Genomic DNA, 15,191 nt, shown 5'->3' on the forward strand with positions numbered 1-15,191 from the left:
CATCCTGCCTCGCGGGGCCGGGCTCAGCCGAGGTGCTCCCGGAAGAACGCGACGATCCGCCGGTGCGCGTCCGCGGCGCTCGGCGCGTGGTACTCGGCGTGCAGCGGCGAGCGCGCCACGAGGGAACCCGTCATCCCGGAGGTGCGTGTGAAGAACGAATGGCCCGCTTCGGGGTAGGTGACGACGTCGTGCGGCACGTCCATCGCCTCGAGACGGGCTTCGAGCAGCTCCGGGTAGCCACGAGTGGTGATGTCCCGCCCGCCGTAGCTGGCGACGACCGGGCACGAACGGGGGAGGTCGATGCGGCCGCTGTAGAACGGGGCGCTCACCTTGTACCGGCCGGTGCGGGCGAGCAGCAGCGCGAAGCTGCCGCCGAGGCAGAACCCGATGGTGCCGATCCGGTCGCCGTCGACGTCGGGAAGCTCCGCGAGCCAACGACGTGCGGCCTCCAGGTCGTCGAGCTCCCGGCCTTCGCCCCGCTGCGCGGTGCGCATGGCGCGGGCCACGCAGATCGGCTTGATCGGGCCGCGGGCGAACAGATCAGGGATGAGCACCGTGTAGCCGTCGGCGGCGAGGTCATGGGCAACCCGGCGCATCTCGTCGGTCATGCCGAACGCTTCGTAGATCATCACGAGCGCGGGCCCGGGACCCGTGACGCCAGTAGGCGCCGTGAGCACGCCGGGAAGGGTCGTCCCGTCGCTCGCGGTGAACGTGACCTCGGTCTGCATCCCGGTGACGGTAACGGTCAACAGGGAGGAAGGGGATCATCGGCGCCGATCACGGCCGACGTGAACCACCGATCGTCGGCGAACGCGTCGGTGTCGTCGACGAGGTAGTCGGGCCTGCGACGTTCCTGACCGTTTCCCGCGACAGGCCCCGCCGTCATCGGCGGATAGAGGCCGGGATGCCCGGTGGTGGTGGCGCGGCCGGCCCCGCCGGTGCGCGCTCCTGGTTCGGCAGCCGCCGCGGCGCGTTCGGCTCCGGGCCCGCGCCCCGTGATCTCACCCACCGTCCTGCTCCCCGCCGGTGGGGGCACCCGGCGTTCCTCGTCACCGCGGGGCCACGGCCTCGCCGCGCCTGGTTCGGACCCCGGCCGCGCCGACACCAGATCTCGCCAGCTCGGCTGCGTCCCGGCGCGTGGAGACGGGCTGGGAAGGACCTGCCGGACGCCAGGTCGCGCGCCTGGGGTGACCGGAACACTGCTTCCAGCGCCGGTTGAGCGATCTCCGGGCGGGCCTGCGCCGAGGCGCCCTGCCCCTTCCTGACCGGGAGACCGCACTGGGATGCCGCCCGCCGACGGCACGATCGGCGGTGGCACCACTCCCGATCCCACCCCTCCGCTACTTCCCACGGCCCCGGAAGCGGCCCCGGGCAGCGGACCTCCGGGCCCGATGCCGCCCGGCGCGGCGGCACCGACCGTAGGCATCGCTGTCGTCCCCGCCGCCACAGCCGACGCACTGGCCGGCGCGATCTCTGCCCCCGCCAGAGCCCCGCCTCCCCCAGCGAACCCGCCGCCTCCGGGACCAGCCACCCCGCCGACCGGAGCCGGAGCAGATCCGGACGCCTCCACCGTGACCTGCGGCGGGAGGGTCCAGTAGTCCATGTGACGGCGGTTCTCGTAGGAGTTGTTGGTGTAGCCGTTCATCAGGTCGACGGCCCGAGCCGCGCGGTTGGCGCTCTCCTGCTCGGCAGCCTGCAGATCGTCGAGCCCATGAAAGATGTAGGTGGGGTCGGTCAAGGCGCGCTCGTACTCGGCATCGAGCTGCGCGGCGTTCGGCTCCGGCATGGCGTTGCGTAGCTCGCGCGCCTGCTCCCCCTGCGAGGTCACCGCCTGCGCCGTGATCTTCGCGTCGTTGGCGGCATCGAGGGCCCACTGCCCGAGCGGCGTCATGGCCGCGCGGCTGGCGTCGGCAGCACTCCCCTCCCAACCCCCGGCGGACTGGGCCATCGCGGTGGCGATGCGCTCGTCAATTCGCAGAATGGCTTCACTAGTCGAGACCCAAAGCTCTTCGACGCCCGTAGAGATCGACCGACCGGGCCCCTGGTGCACTGCGGCGTAGATTTCCTCGTGGCTGTACCCCTCCCACCGGATCTCGCTCACACACGCCCCCACAGGGCTGCGTTGTCACCCTCGGTGCGTCGGTAGTGCTCCTCCAGGATCTGGAGGTTGTCGCGCACCTTGACCATCTCTGCCTGGTAGGCGCGCAACGCCGCGTACGGTCCCTCGGCAGCCTCCATAACCTGCGTGTTGTAGTAGCTGACGACCTGGGCACTCACCGGATCGCCGAGCCACGGTTCGGGGATGAACCCGTCCCTCTGCAATCGCAGCAGCTTCTGACCAAGCTCGCTCAGCGCCTCCTCGAAGGAGGCCCTCATGGCTGGGATCATGTGCGGCTCCAGCCGGAGCGTGACGGGCGTCGTACCAGGCATCGAAACGCTCCTCGACTCACGGAAGGATCATTGCTCACGGTAGGCACCCAGCCTGCCCATATGGGAGCAAAGCCGGACGATCATGTGCGATTGCAAACGACCCCAGCCTGTCCGGCCGACTGAAGTCGATCAGCGTGAGGCCAGCAGCGTCGCCATCACCGCATCTGCCGTCCGCTCCGCACCCTGGCAAAGTTGAGGCTGCGGAATCGGCGGCTCCCGACCCCCATCAGCGAACTGCACATCGAGCAACTGACCCGGCGCCACGTCGACGATCACCGTGCAATAACTGGTGAACCGGGTTGGTACCGCAACGACGGCCGGGAAGCCGTGCGTCGGAGCCGGCCGAACCGTCGCTGCCAACTCGCCCGATGTGAACAACTCGATGCCTGCGATCGTGACGATGCTCAGGCCAACCGAAACTGCGCGGGGCTCATAACCCTGAAAAAGGCACGCCGGGATATCGGCGCCGGGGTACAGAAGCGATGGCCCAAGGTCGAAGACAGGCGGCCTGTCCAAACCCAACCCGGTCCGCTGTTCTTCCGTGAGTAGCGAGCAGGGATCCACCCCGTCGACCCGCACCTCCCGCGGACGCGGCGGGAGCTCTATCCCACTCGACTCCGCCGGCGCGACCGCAGCGCCCCCATCCGAACAACCCCCGACAAGCACCGTCGCAGCCACCAGCAGAGCCCCCCATACCTGTCGCACGCGAGGACCGTAGCGGCTTTGATGACCTTCAGGGCCTCACTTCACACTCGACCCCACAGGGCTGCGTTCTCGCCCTCCGTGCGGCGGTAGTGGTCCTCGAGAACCCGGAGGTTGTCGCGCACCTTTGTCAACTCCACCTCGTAGGCCCGCAGCGCGGCATACGGTCCTTCCGAAGCCTCCATCACATTCGCCTGGTAGTAGGTCACGACGTTCGCACTCACCGGGTCCCCGAGCCACGGCTCGGGGATGAAGCCGTCGTTGCCCAAACGCACCAGCTGTGGTCGCAGGTCGGCGAGCGCGTCGTCGAACGCCGCACGTACCGCGGGGAGCATGTGCGGCTCAAGCCGGAGTGTCAGGGAAGGGTAGCTGCCAGGCATCGAACGCTCCCTCGCTGCGCGTACGGAGGCCCGCATGCTAAGCCCATTTCGAGTGCCGGTAGAGCAATCAGGAAAAATCATGTGCAATCGCAAATAAGCGAGTCAGCATCAGCGGGCGGACAGCAACGTACCCATAGCGACGCCTGCTACCTGCTCGGCGTCGCGGCAGAGCCGTTCCTGTGGGATCGGTGGCTGTCGACCTCCATCGCGGAACTGCACGTCGAGCAGTTGACCAGGAGCCACGTCCACGATCACGGTGCAGTACTCCGTGAACCGAGTCGGCTTCGCCACCGCAGCCGGAAAGCCCTGCACCTGGATCGGTCGCACCTCGGCCGCCAACTTGCCCGATACGAACAACTCAATTCCTGCTGTAGTGACTACGCCCAGGCCCACGACGATCGCCCGAGGCTGGGAACCGCCGACCGTGCACAGTGGCACCTCGCCTCCGTTGTACAGGAGCGAGGGCGCCGAGTCGGACACCGGACGTGCGTCCAGCCCTAGCTTCGCCCGGTCCTCCGGGATCAGCAGGGAGCACGGGTCCACCCCGTCGATCCGCACATCGCGCGGACGCGGCGGGAGATCTATCGCGCTCGGCTCCGCCGGCGCGACTGCCGCGCCCCCGTCCGAACAACCCCCGACAAGCACTGCCGCGGCAACCAGCAGCGCCCCCCACACCCGTCGCACGGGAGGACCGTAGCGGCTTGATCGTCACGAGAGGTCACATTGCACTCATCCCGACCCGACATGGACACATGACGCGGAATGCATCGGCTGAAGATCAGCGATATGTGTCCATGTCGCGGCCCGGCCGCGCGCCCCGCCTACTTCCGCGGCAGCCGCAGCAGGCCCTCCTGCACCGTGGTGGCTACCAGCCGGCCGTCCCGGCTCGTGAAGCGGCCGGTGGCGAGGCCGCGGGAGCCTGACGCCGTGGGTGAGTAGCAGGTGTAGAGCAGCCATTCGTCGGCGCGGAACGGGCGGTGGAACCACATGGCGTGGTCCAGGCTCGCCATCTGCACCCTGACCGAGGCGAGGTCGTGGCGGGCGACCACCGAGCCGAGGAGGGTCATGTCGCTGGCGTAGGTCAGCAGGCAGACGTGCAGCAGGGGGTCGTCGGGGAGTTCGCCGTCGGCCCGCATCCACACCCGCACCGGTTCGTCCGACGGACGGCGGCGGGACGACCAGACCGGCTCGTCGACGAACCGCATGTCGATCGGGCGGGGGACGCGGCCCACCCAGCCCGCGTTCTCGCCGGCGGCGGTGCGGTCCGCGATGTCCGGCAGGGACTCCGGGTCGGGGACGCCGGACGGAGCCGGGTCGCTGTGCTCCAGGCCCTCCTGCGGCAGCTGGAACGACGCCGACAGCGAGAAGATCGCTTCGCCGTGCTGGATCGCGAGCACCCGGCGGGTGGTGAACGAACGGCCGTCGCGGACGCGTTCGGCCTCGTAGATGATCGGGACGCGGGGGTCGCCCGGCCGGATGAAGTAGGCCTGCAACGAGTGGACGTGGCGGTCCGGGGGCACCGTGCGCCCCGCCGCGACCAGGGCCTGCCCGGCCACCTGGCCGCCGAAGACGCGTGTGGGGCTCTGCGGCGGGCTCACCCCTCGGAAGAGGTTGACCTCGAGCTGTTCGAGGTCGAGCAGCTTCACCAGCTCGTCCAACACGACCTGGCCGCGCATAGCGCTGTCGTCGGCCGTCTCGGGCGCGGGAGTCGTGGAGGATCTGGTCATCCCGGCATCCTCTCAGCCGGGATTCTCAGCCGCTTCGTGTGGTTGCGCACGGTGGGCCGTGGTGATGGCCAGAACCCACAACTCCTCGCCGACGGCGGGGTTGCTCGGCAGCGGCTGGCGTCTGCCGGTGGGGACGAAGCCCGCGCTCGCGTACGTCCTGACCGCTGCCTCGTTGCCGTCGGCGACCCACAGCTCCAGCTCGTGGGCCCCGGCGTCGGCTGCCCAGTCACGGACGGCTGCGATCAGCTGCGCCGCGATACCGAGGCCCCGGTGGGACGGCCGCACCCACATCGAGATCAGGTGTCGCCGGTCCGGATCCTCATCGGGCCAGCTGGTGCCGGCCACGAGACCGGCCGGCTGGTCGTCCACGTAAGCGACGAACCATGTGCCCCAGCCAAGTCGCTCGCGCCACTGCTCCGGTGAGTTGTCGCGCTCCCGCTCGACGGTGGATGCGAACGCGTAGGGAGCCTCGCCCAGTGCCGCCAACCGCAGGTTGCGCAAGCACTCCCACTGGTCGGGGGCGAGACGGTGGACGGTGATCAGGCGTGGTCCTCCTCGCCCAGGCGGTGGACCCGGATGAGGTTGGTGGAGCCGACGGTGCCGGGCGGCGAACCGGCGACGATGACGACGAGGTCGCCGGGCTGGAAGCGCTCGATCGACAGCATGGCCTGGTCGACCTGGCGGACCATCGCGTCGGTGGACTCGACGTAGTCGACGAGGAAGGTCTCGACGCCCCAGCTCATCGCCAGCTGGCTGCGCACCTCCGGGGCGGGGGTGAACGCGAGCAGCGGCAGCCGCGTGTGCAGGCGGGCCAGCCGCCGCACGGTGTCGCCGGACTGTGTGAAAGCCACCAGCGCCCGCGCCGACAGCCGCTCCCCGATGTCGCGGGCGGCGTAGGAGAGCACGCCCCGCTTGGTGCGCGGCACGTGGTTGAGCGGCGGGACGTTGACCGGCCCGTCCTCCACCGCCTCGACGATCTGGGCCATCGTGCGCACCGACTTGATCGGGTAGCGCCCGACGCTCGTCTCGCCGGAGAGCATCACGCAGTCGGCGCCGTCGAGCACGGCGTTGGCGACGTCGGACGCCTCCGCGCGGGTGGGGCGCGAGTTGGTGATCATCGACTCGAGCATCTGCGTGGCGACGATGACCGGCTTGGCGTTCTCGCGCGCGATCTGGATGGCGCGCTTCTGGACGAGCGGAACGTGCTCCAGGGGCAGCTCGACACCGAGGTCGCCGCGGGCGACCATCACGGCGTCGAAGGCGAGCACGATGGCCTCGAGGTTGTCGACGGCCTCCGGCTTCTCGAGCTTGGCGATCACCGGGAGGCGTGCCCCGCGGCTGTCCATGATCTTGTGCGCGAGGTCGATATCGGCCGGGCTCCGCACGAAGGACAGCGCGATCGAGTCGACGCGCAGGTCGAGCGCGAACTCCAGATCGGAGCAGTCCTTGTCGGTGAGCGCCGGCACCGAGACGTTCATGCCGGGCAGCGAGATGCCCTTGTTGTCGCTGACGGGACCGCCCTCGGTGACGCGGCAGACGACGTCGAGGCCGTCCACGCCCACGACCCGCAGACCGACCTTGCCGTCGTCGACGAGCAGGCGGTCGTCCGGGCGCGCGTCGTTGGCGAGGCCCTTGTAGGTGGTGGAGACGCGGTCATGCGTGCCGGCGACCTCGTCGACCGTGATCCGCACCTCCTCGCCGGTGCGCCACTCGACCGGACCGGTGGCGAAGCGACCGAGGCGGATCTTGGGGCCCTGTAGGTCGCCCATGATGCCGACGGCATGGCCCTCGGCGTCAGCGGCCTCCCGCACCATCTCGTAGACCCGCTTGTGGTCATCCCGGTTGCCGTGACTGAAGTTCAACCGGGCGACGTCCATACCGGCCTGCACGAGCTCCCGTATCCGATCGGGGGTCGCGGTCGCGGGCCCGATGGTGCAGACGATCTTGGTGCGACGGCTCACGTCGGGAGTCTAGCGCGCGTTCTGGAACGATCAGGAAGCGCGGGGACGAACAAGAGGGTGTGTCAGCGCCGGGGTTGGTCGCTGGGTCCGACGTGATCGGCCAGCCACTCGCTGAGCGGCCGGAGCGCCCGCCATGCGGAGGTCACCCGTTCCAAGGTGCCGGCCTCGTGCAGCACGTCGTCCGGGGGCCAGCTGCGCCAGCCGTAGAGGGACTTGTGGCGCAGCAGCTCGATCCTCGGGTGATCCAGGTCGAAGCCCCGCGGCCTGGTCTTGAGCGTCTGCCCCGCGATCGTGATCCCGTCGGCGCGCAGCGCCGCAAGTCGCTTCTCCAGGTCCGTACCGCGCCGCTCGTCGTCGATTGCGGTGCGCAAGCGCGCCACCTGGTCCGACGCCATCTGGTACTGCCCACCAGCGACCATCAGCCCGTCGGCACCGATCTGCAGATAGAACGGCCCCACGGTGGCACCGCAATGCGTCTTGTACGGGGTCTTGTCGTTCGAGAACCGGACGTCACGATACGGCCGGAAGATCTTGCCCGTACCGAACTCGGGTTCCAGGTCGGCGAGCAGTGCCAGCATGGGCGCCCGGATGTCGGCCTCGTAGAGCTCGCGATGGTCGCTCCAGTAGGCCTTACTGTTGTCGACGACGAGCCCGTCGTAGAACTCGACGGCACCCTCCCCGAACCCGGTGAACGCCGTCATGTCGAGCGATCGCCGGGTTCAGCCACCACCCTGTCGCGGTCGCCGGGCCCGTCCTCGTCGGCGTCTGAGGGGGCGGGAGCGGTGTCCTTGGGCTCGTCCTCGCCGTTCGGCCCGTCCGGCGTGTCGCCGGCGAGCGCGGGAAGCACCTCACGCGGCTTGCGGACGAGCACGATGTAGAGCAGCGCCCCGATGAAGACCACACCGGCGACGACGACGTTGATGCGGATGTCGCCGAACACGCGGGTGGCCGGGTCGGTGCGCGCCATCTCGATGAAGAACCGGCCCAGCGTGTAGCCGGCGACGTACGTTGCGAACGCGCGGCCGTGTCCGAGCCGGAAGCGGCGGTCGGCCCAGACCACGAAGGCGGCGACGAGCAGGTTCCACAAGAGCTCGTAGAGGAACGTGGGGTGCACGATCTCGATCGGCGTGTGGTCGAGGGCCACGCCGCCGAGGCTGTCGGGAGCACCGGTGGCGGGGTCGACCCGGTTGTAGATCTCCAGGCCCCAGGGCAGGGTGGTCGGCCCGCCGTAGAGCTCCTGGTTGAAGTAGTTGCCCAGCCGGCCGATCGCCTGTGCGACGACGATCCCGGGCGCCACCGCGTCGGCGAAGAACGGCAGCGGTACCCCGCGCCGTCGGCAGCCGATCCATGCGCCCACCGCTCCGAGCGCGACGGCACCCCAGATCCCGAGCCCGCCCTGCCAGATCTTCAGGGCGCCGACCGGGTCGCCGCCGGGACCGAAGTAGGTCTCCCAGTCGGTGGCCACGTGGTAGAGCCGGCCGCCCACCAGTCCGAACGGAACGGCGAACACCGCCACGTCCGTGACCGTGCCTGGCTGGCCCCCGCGGGCGACGAAGCGACGCTCGCCCCACATCACCGCGACGATGATTCCGGCGATGATGCAGAGCGCGTAGGCGCGAATCGGGATCGGTCCGAGCATCCACACCCCGCGGTCCGGACTCGGGATGTAGGCCAGCAGGGCGGTCGCCACGGCAGAGCTCACTCCGCCACGGTATCGCCAGGTGCGGGGGGCTGGTCGGCGCGGGCCGTACGGGCCCCGCACGAGTGACACTCGTCAAGTGGGCGACTCCCGCCCCGAGAGCGTCCGACCCCGGCTGGGAACGGACGACTCGCGCGATCGGCACCCGCGAACTCACCAGCCCGCAACCGGCGACTCGCGGGACCCAGGTCGGCAACTCACCGGTCCGAATCGGGCGATTCGCCGGGCTGGGACAGGTGTCTCGCGACGCCGCACTCTGCAACTCACCAGCGCAAACGGGCGATTCGCGGGGCGCGGGGGTCAGGCAGGGGTGGGCACGGTGCGGCGGACGCCGTCGGCCAGCTCCTTCGCCAGCGCGCGGACCTGTTCGGCCCCCCCGCGCTCGGCGGCCGTGACGAACGCCGACCCGACGATCACCCCGTCGGCGAACGAGGCGACCTGCGCGGCCTGCTCACCCGAGCGGACACCCAGACCAACCCCGATCGGCAGGCCGGTGTGGGCACGACACCGCGCAACAAGCTCCGGAGCAACACTGGCGACGCTGTCCCGCGCCCCGGTGACGCCCATCGTGGAGGTGGCGTAGAGAAAGCCACTGCCCGCGGCGGCGGTGAGGGCGATGCGCTCCTCGGTGGAGGAGGGCGCCACGAGGAAGACCCGGTCCAGGCCGTGGGCCTCGGAGGCGGCCAGCCAGTCCTCGGCTTCCTCCGGGATCAGGTCAGGAGTGATCATCCCCAGGCCGCCGGCCGAGGCCAGGTCACGAGCGAACGCCTCCACCCCGTAGCGCAGCACCGGGTTGAAGTAGGTCATGACCACCGCGCGGCCACCCGCGGCCGTCACCCGCTCCACGACCGAGAACACGTCACGCAGCTTCGTCCCGGCCCGCAACGCGGTCTCCGCGGCCGCCTGGATCGTGGGTCCGTCCATCACCGGGTCCGAGTACGGGATACCGATCTCGAGCAGGTCACAACCGCCCTCGACCAGCGCACCCAGCAGGTCCACGGAGCCATCGACGGTGGGGTATCCGGCCGGTAGGTAGCCGACCAGGGTGCCGCGGCCCTGCTCCCGGCTCTCCCGGAAGATCTTCTCCACGGCACTCATCGCTGCACACCCTCCGCCTCGGTGCCCACCCGGGTCTTCCCGGCCGGTGCTTGGCCGCCCGGGCCGGTGAGGGAGGCCTCCGCGATGGCCGTGCCGCTCGCGTCCTCGGCGCTCTCGTCGGCCGAGATCATGCCGAACCACTTCGCGGCGGTGTCGACGTCCTTGTCACCACGCCCGGACAGGTTGACCAGGATGACCGCGTCCGGACCCAGCTCGCGACCCAACCGCAGCGCACCGGCAACCGCGTGGGCCGACTCGATGGCCGGGATGATCCCCTCGGTCCGCGAGAGCAACGCGAACGCCTCCATCGCCTCCGCGTCGGTGATCGGCCGATACTCCGCCCGCCCGAGGTCCTTCAGCAACGCGTGCTCCGGACCGACACCCGGGTAGTCCAGCCCGGCGGAGATCGAGTGCGACTCCTTCGTCTGGCCGTCCTCGTCCTGCAGCAGATACGACATCGCACCGTGCAGCGCCCCCGGGGAACCCTCGGTGAGGGTGGCGCCGTGACGTCCGGTCTCCACACCATCACCGCCAGGCTCGAAACCGACCAACCGCACCGACGGGTCATCCAGGAAAGCATGGAAGATGCCGATCGCGTTGGACCCGCCACCCACACACGCCGCGACCGCATCGGGGAGACGGCCGGTGCGCGCCAGCACCTGCTCACGCGCCTCCAACCCGATGATCCGGTGGAAGTCACGCACCATCGTCGGGAACGGATGCGGACCCGCCACCGTGCCCAGCAGGTAGTGCGTGCGCTCGACGTTGGTGACCCAGTCACGCAGGGCCTCGTTGATCGCGTCCTTCAACGTGCGGGACCCGGTCGTGACCGGCACCACCCGCGCCCCCAACAGCCGCATCCGCGCAACATTCAACGCCTGCCGCTCGGTGTCGACCTCACCCATATAAACCACGCACTCCAGACCGAGCAACGCACACGCCGTGGCCGTGGCCACCCCATGCTGCCCCGCACCGGTCTCCGCGATCACCCGCGACTTACCCATCCGCTTCGTCAGCAGCGCCTGACCCAACACATTGTTGATCTTGTGCGAGCCGGTGTGGTTGAGATCCTCACGCTTGAGCAGGATCCGCGCCCCACCCGCATGCTCGCTCAGCTTCGGCACATCCGTCAGCGGGGACGGGCGCCCCGAATAATCCCGATGCAGACGATCCAACTCATCGAGGAAGTCCCGATCACCCCGCGCCTTGTCATACGCGGCAGCCAGCTCGTCAAGAGCCGCGATCAACGCCTCCGGGACGAAACGGCCACCATAACGGCCGAAATGACCGCGCTCATCCGGCTCGTGACCCGACGGGGTCGCGATACCGTCACTGGCCTTGCTCGAAGTGCCCGAACCACTGGTCGTCAACACGACATCCTTGCTACCGCATCCGTGCTAGCGCGTCATTCTTGTTATCGGACCATCCTGGAGCAGGACGGGTGGAAACCCGCTGCCACCAGGCTGCGCACCGCCCCGCGGGGATCACCGCTGGTGACGAGGCCCTCACCGACGAGTACGGCGTCGGCGCCCCACCCGGCGTAGGTGAGCAGGTCGCCCGGGCCGCGGACGCCCGACTCGGCCACCCGCAGCACGTCGCTGGGTAGCCCGGGTGCGATCTGCCCGAAGATCGATCGGTCGACCTCGAGCGTGTGGAGGTTGCGCGCGTTCACCCCGATGACCTTCGCGCCCGCCTCCAGAGCCCGGTCGGCCTCCTCCTCGGTGTGCACCTCGACGAGTGCCGTCATGCCGAGCGACTCGACGCGGTCCAGAAGCGAGTCGAGCGCGTTCTGTTCCAGCGCCGCGACGATCAGCAGCACCAGGTCGGCGCCGTAGGCCCGCGCCTCGTGCACCTGGTACGGACTCACCACGAAGTCCTTGCGCAGCACCGGGACGTCAACCGCGGCACGCACGGCGGCCAGATCGTCGAGCGAACCGCCGAACCGGCGCTGCTCGGTGAGAACGCTGATCACGCGCGCCCCGCCCCCGGCGTAGGACGCGGCGAGCTCGGCCGGATCGGCGATCACGGCCAGATCCCCTCGAGACGGGCTGCGGCGCTTGACCTCGGCGATCACCCCGATGCCCGGCGCCCGAAAGGCCGCCATGACATCACGCGGCGGCGGAGCTGCGGCCGCACGCCGCTTGATCTCGGCGAAGTCGACCTTCGCCTCCCGTGCCGCAAGATCGGCCCTGACGCCGTCAACGATGGAATCGAGGACGCTCGCTCTGCCGTGCTCCATGGCGTTGGTCCCCCTTTCCGGATAGGCCGGGCGCGAATCATGCTAGCCAGGCCTTGTGCGACCCCCGTCGCCAGGATCGTCCCCCCTGCTCCCGGGCACGTCGGCAGTGGGGTCCACTCCGGCGTCCAGCGCCTGCCACGCCGCGCGGTCCGGATCCGTCTCGACCCGTCGGGCGCCGGGCGCGGCGTACCGCGCGCCGAACCTCGGAAAGCTCGGCTCCCGGAGCAGAACGAACACCCCGACCACCAGCAGAACGACAGCGCCTGCCACGGCGAGAAGCGGCGCCGCCGTGCGCGCGATGTCGCCGGTAGGCGGCACGACCACCGCCTGCACCACGACCACGCCGACCACGATCCCGACCAGAGCCAGCAGCGCGCCGACGGCTCGGCGCAGCGGCCCGCCCGTGGCCACGACGGCCGCGATCGCGGCAAGCGCCAGCAGCGCCACCCCGGTGAGCGACGGAGCCACCTGTGCGCCGGTGGACTCCGTGGCCGACCGGCCGGGCGGGCCCGCGACGCGGAACCAGACGGTGGCCGACGCACCCCACAGCAGGGCGGCCGAGCCCGCGAGGCCGGCGCACGCCACCAGCAGCGTGCGCGGGTTACGGGTGGGGATCTGGGTCACCGCGTCCTGTCCGGACCGGCGGCGAGACTGGGCGGTTGGCCCAGCGTCGCCGCGGTCGCCACCGCGGACAGCACGGCCCGCGCCTTGTTGATGCTCTCGGTGTCTTCGGCCACCGGCTCGGAGTCGGCGACGATCCCGCCCCCGGCCTGCACGTAGGCGATCCCCTCGCGCACGAGTGCGGTGCGGATCGCGATGGCGGTGTCGGCGTCGCCCGCGAAGTCGAAGTAGCCGACGATGCCCCCGTAGAGCCCGCGCCGGGTGGGCTCCAGCTCCTCGATGATCTGCAACGCCCGCGGCTTCGGTGCGCCCGACAGCGTGCCGGCGGGGAAGCACGCGAGCACGGCGTCGAAGGCGATGCAGTCGCTGCGCAGCGTGCCGGTGACCGTCGAGACCAGGTGCATCACGTGGCTGTAGCGCTCGACCGAGAAGAAGCTGTGCACCTTGACCGTGCCCGGCGCGCACACCTTGCCGAGGTCGTTGCGGCCCAGGTCGACGAGCATCACGTGCTCGGCGCGCTCCTTCTCGTCGTTGCGCAGCTCCTTCTCCAGGAGCAGGTCCTCCTCCTCGGTGTCGCCACGCCACCGGGTGCCGGCGATGGGGTGGGTGGTCGCCTTCCCGTCGCGCACCGTGACCAGGGCTTCCGGGCTGGACCCGACGATGTCGAAGCGCCGTGCAGGCTCGTCGGGGGTGGCCGCGGACTCCAGGCGCAGCAGGTACATGTACGGGCTCGGGTTGGTGGCCCGCAGCACGCGGTAGACGTCGAGCGAGTCGGCGTGGCACTCCGCCTCGAAGCGCTGCGAGATCACCACCTGGAACGCCTCGCCGTCGAGGATCTGCTCTTTCACGGTCTCGATGGCGGCGTGGTGCTGCTCCGGGGTTCGGCGCCGTATGTAGGAGGGCTGAGCAGGCCGGTAGACGGCCACCGTGGACGCGGCGGGCGCGGCGAGCTCGGTGGTCATGCGGTCGAGCCGCGCCACGGCGTCGTCGTAGGCCTCGTCGACCCGCTCGTCGCTCGCGTCCCAGTTGATCGCGTTGGCGATCAGGGTGATGGTGCCCTCGTGGTGGTCGACCGCGGCCAGGTCGGTGGCCAGCAGCATCATCAGCTCGGGAATCTGCAGGTCGTCGGTGGTGAGGTCGGGCAGCCGCTCGAGGCGCCGCACGACGTCGTAGCCGAGATAGCCGACCATCCCGCCGGTCAGGGGCGGCAGCCCGGGAAGCGGCTCGCTGCGCAGCTCCTCGACCACGGTGCGCAGGGCGGCGAGAGGGTCTCCCGAGGTGGGGAGCCCGACAGGGACCTCACCGGTCCAGACGAGTTCGCCGTCGACGGCCGTCAGCGCGGCTGCGCTCCGCGCTCCGACGAACGACCATCGCGACCAGGAGCGACCGTTCTCCGCGGACTCGAAGAGGAACGTGCCGGGACGGTCGCCTGCCAGCTTGCGGTAGACCCCGACGGGGGTCTCGTCGTCGGCGAGCAGCCGCCTGGTGACCGGGATGACCCGGTGCCCGACGGCCAGCTCGCGGAACTCTTCTCGGCTGGGGCTGACCGCACCCAGTGCGGGCGCAGGCGCGGTGACGGTCATGTAGCCCATTGTGGCAACCTCACCCGGACGGGGCACCACGAGAGCCGCGTCACCTCCATCCCGCCCTTCGGGGAAGGATGGGAGCGTGGGCGCACCCGACGACGAGCCGTCCCCGCCGCAGGCCGTGGGAGCAGGTCAGCGACAGGGCCAGGGGGACGCTGCGCCACGCCGACGCGGGCGCAGACCAGGCGGCGCAGACACCCGTGCCGAGCTGCTCGCCGCCGCTCGGGTCGAGTTCGCCGAACGCGGCTACGACGGAGCCACGGTCCGGATGATCGCCGAACGCGCCGGCGTGGACGCCGCCATGGTCAACCACTGGTTCGGGGGAAAGGATTCGCTGTTCATCTCGGCTCTGGACCTGCCGATGGACCCCACCGCGATCCTTGCCGAGGTGGTGCCCGGTGACCCCGAACACCTCGCCGAGCGGATCATCGCGCGGTTCCTGGAACTGTGGGACGGCACGGGCGGAGCTCCCCTCTCCGCTCTGCTGCAGAGCGTGGCCACGCACGACGCCGCGGCCCGGCTCCTGCGCGAGTTCGTGGAGCGCGTGCTCGTCGCACGGGTCGTGTCGACGGTGGCGCCGGACCGGCCCGCACTGCGCGCGGGCCTGTGCGGCTCCCAGATCCTGGGCCTCGCGGTCGTCCGGTACGTGCTGAAGGTGGAGCCGCTCGCCTCGGCCGACCATGCCACCGTGATCGCCGCGGTGGCCCCCAACCTGCAGCGCTACCTCACCGGGCCCCTGCCCTGACGT

Annotated in this window: 17 protein-coding genes; 1 reads left to right on the forward strand and 16 read right to left on the reverse strand. The window is 70.4% G+C overall.

Annotation, left to right across the window (positions count from 1 at the left end):
* Positions 1-23: 23 nt before the first annotated feature.
* The 16 genes from ABD743_RS22950 to ABD743_RS23025 form a co-directional block, all read right to left on the reverse strand.
* Positions 24-728, reverse strand: coding sequence for a dienelactone hydrolase family protein (locus tag ABD743_RS22950; protein WP_344724208.1), 705 nt, complete (start codon positions 726-728; stop codon positions 24-26).
* A gap of 17 nt (positions 729-745) precedes the next feature.
* Complete coding sequence (locus ABD743_RS22955; RefSeq protein WP_344724209.1) at positions 746-1,948, reverse strand: hypothetical protein; 1,203 nt, start codon at positions 1,946-1,948, stop codon at positions 746-748.
* 149 nt (positions 1,949-2,097) lie between these two features.
* Complete coding sequence (locus ABD743_RS22960) at positions 2,098-2,430, reverse strand: hypothetical protein (RefSeq protein ID WP_344724210.1); 333 nt, start codon at positions 2,428-2,430, stop codon at positions 2,098-2,100.
* Between the two features lie 129 nt (positions 2,431-2,559).
* Positions 2,560-3,135 (reverse strand): DUF3558 domain-containing protein, encoded by a 576-nt coding sequence (locus tag ABD743_RS22965; protein WP_344724211.1) that lies wholly within the window; start codon positions 3,133-3,135, stop codon positions 2,560-2,562.
* A 41-nt stretch (positions 3,136-3,176) separates the two neighbouring features.
* Positions 3,177-3,512: a hypothetical protein gene (locus ABD743_RS22970; RefSeq protein ID WP_344724213.1), complete on the reverse strand. Its 336-nt coding sequence runs from the start codon at positions 3,510-3,512 to the stop codon at positions 3,177-3,179.
* A gap of 108 nt (positions 3,513-3,620) precedes the next feature.
* Complete coding sequence (locus ABD743_RS22975; protein ID WP_344724214.1) at positions 3,621-4,196, reverse strand: DUF3558 domain-containing protein; 576 nt, start codon at positions 4,194-4,196, stop codon at positions 3,621-3,623.
* Positions 4,197-4,333: 137 nt separating this feature from the next.
* On the reverse strand, positions 4,334-5,239 hold the full coding sequence (locus ABD743_RS22980) for an acyl-CoA thioesterase (RefSeq protein ID WP_344724215.1): 906 nt from the start codon (positions 5,237-5,239) through the stop codon (positions 4,334-4,336).
* Between the two features lie 12 nt (positions 5,240-5,251).
* Positions 5,252-5,740, reverse strand: coding sequence for a GNAT family N-acetyltransferase (locus tag ABD743_RS22985; protein WP_344724216.1), 489 nt, complete (start codon positions 5,738-5,740; stop codon positions 5,252-5,254).
* A gap of 38 nt (positions 5,741-5,778) precedes the next feature.
* Entirely contained in the window at positions 5,779-7,200 is a 1,422-nt protein-coding gene (gene pyk / locus ABD743_RS22990; RefSeq protein WP_241039153.1) for a pyruvate kinase, read from the reverse strand.
* A gap of 62 nt (positions 7,201-7,262) precedes the next feature.
* The gene (locus ABD743_RS22995) at positions 7,263-7,901 is read right to left on the reverse strand and encodes a DUF2461 domain-containing protein (protein WP_344724217.1); all 639 of its coding nucleotides are present in this window, start codon (positions 7,899-7,901) and stop codon (positions 7,263-7,265) included.
* Positions 7,898-8,839: a prolipoprotein diacylglyceryl transferase gene (gene lgt, locus ABD743_RS23000; RefSeq protein WP_379659455.1), complete on the reverse strand. Its 942-nt coding sequence runs from the start codon at positions 8,837-8,839 to the stop codon at positions 7,898-7,900. The genes ABD743_RS22995 and lgt overlap by 4 nt, the downstream gene beginning before the upstream one ends.
* A gap of 360 nt (positions 8,840-9,199) precedes the next feature.
* Positions 9,200-9,997, reverse strand: a complete 798-nt coding sequence (gene trpA, locus ABD743_RS23005; RefSeq protein WP_344724219.1) for a tryptophan synthase subunit alpha — start codon at positions 9,995-9,997, stop codon at positions 9,200-9,202.
* On the reverse strand, positions 9,994-11,322 hold the full coding sequence (trpB, locus tag ABD743_RS23010) for a tryptophan synthase subunit beta (protein ID WP_344724463.1): 1,329 nt from the start codon (positions 11,320-11,322) through the stop codon (positions 9,994-9,996). The genes trpA and trpB overlap by 4 nt, the downstream gene beginning before the upstream one ends.
* 89 nt (positions 11,323-11,411) lie before the next feature.
* Complete coding sequence (gene trpC / locus ABD743_RS23015) at positions 11,412-12,236, reverse strand: indole-3-glycerol phosphate synthase TrpC (protein WP_344724220.1); 825 nt, start codon at positions 12,234-12,236, stop codon at positions 11,412-11,414.
* Between the two features lie 42 nt (positions 12,237-12,278).
* Positions 12,279-12,860 carry a Trp biosynthesis-associated membrane protein gene (locus tag ABD743_RS23020; RefSeq protein WP_344724221.1) on the reverse strand — a complete coding sequence of 194 codons (582 nt, stop codon included), beginning with the start codon at positions 12,858-12,860 and terminating at the stop codon, positions 12,279-12,281.
* Positions 12,857-14,449, reverse strand: a complete 1,593-nt coding sequence (locus ABD743_RS23025; protein WP_344724222.1) for an anthranilate synthase component I — start codon at positions 14,447-14,449, stop codon at positions 12,857-12,859. The genes ABD743_RS23020 and ABD743_RS23025 overlap by 4 nt, the downstream gene beginning before the upstream one ends.
* 76 nt (positions 14,450-14,525) lie before the next feature.
* On the opposite strand from ABD743_RS23025, the gene ABD743_RS23030 reads away from it, so the two are divergent.
* Positions 14,526-15,188, forward strand: coding sequence for a TetR/AcrR family transcriptional regulator (locus ABD743_RS23030; RefSeq protein WP_379659215.1), 663 nt, complete (start codon positions 14,526-14,528; stop codon positions 15,186-15,188).
* Positions 15,189-15,191 lie beyond the last annotated feature (3 nt).

The organism is Pseudonocardia yunnanensis (assembly GCF_039534065.1).
Lineage (GTDB): Bacteria > Actinomycetota > Actinomycetes > Mycobacteriales > Pseudonocardiaceae > Pseudonocardia > Pseudonocardia yunnanensis.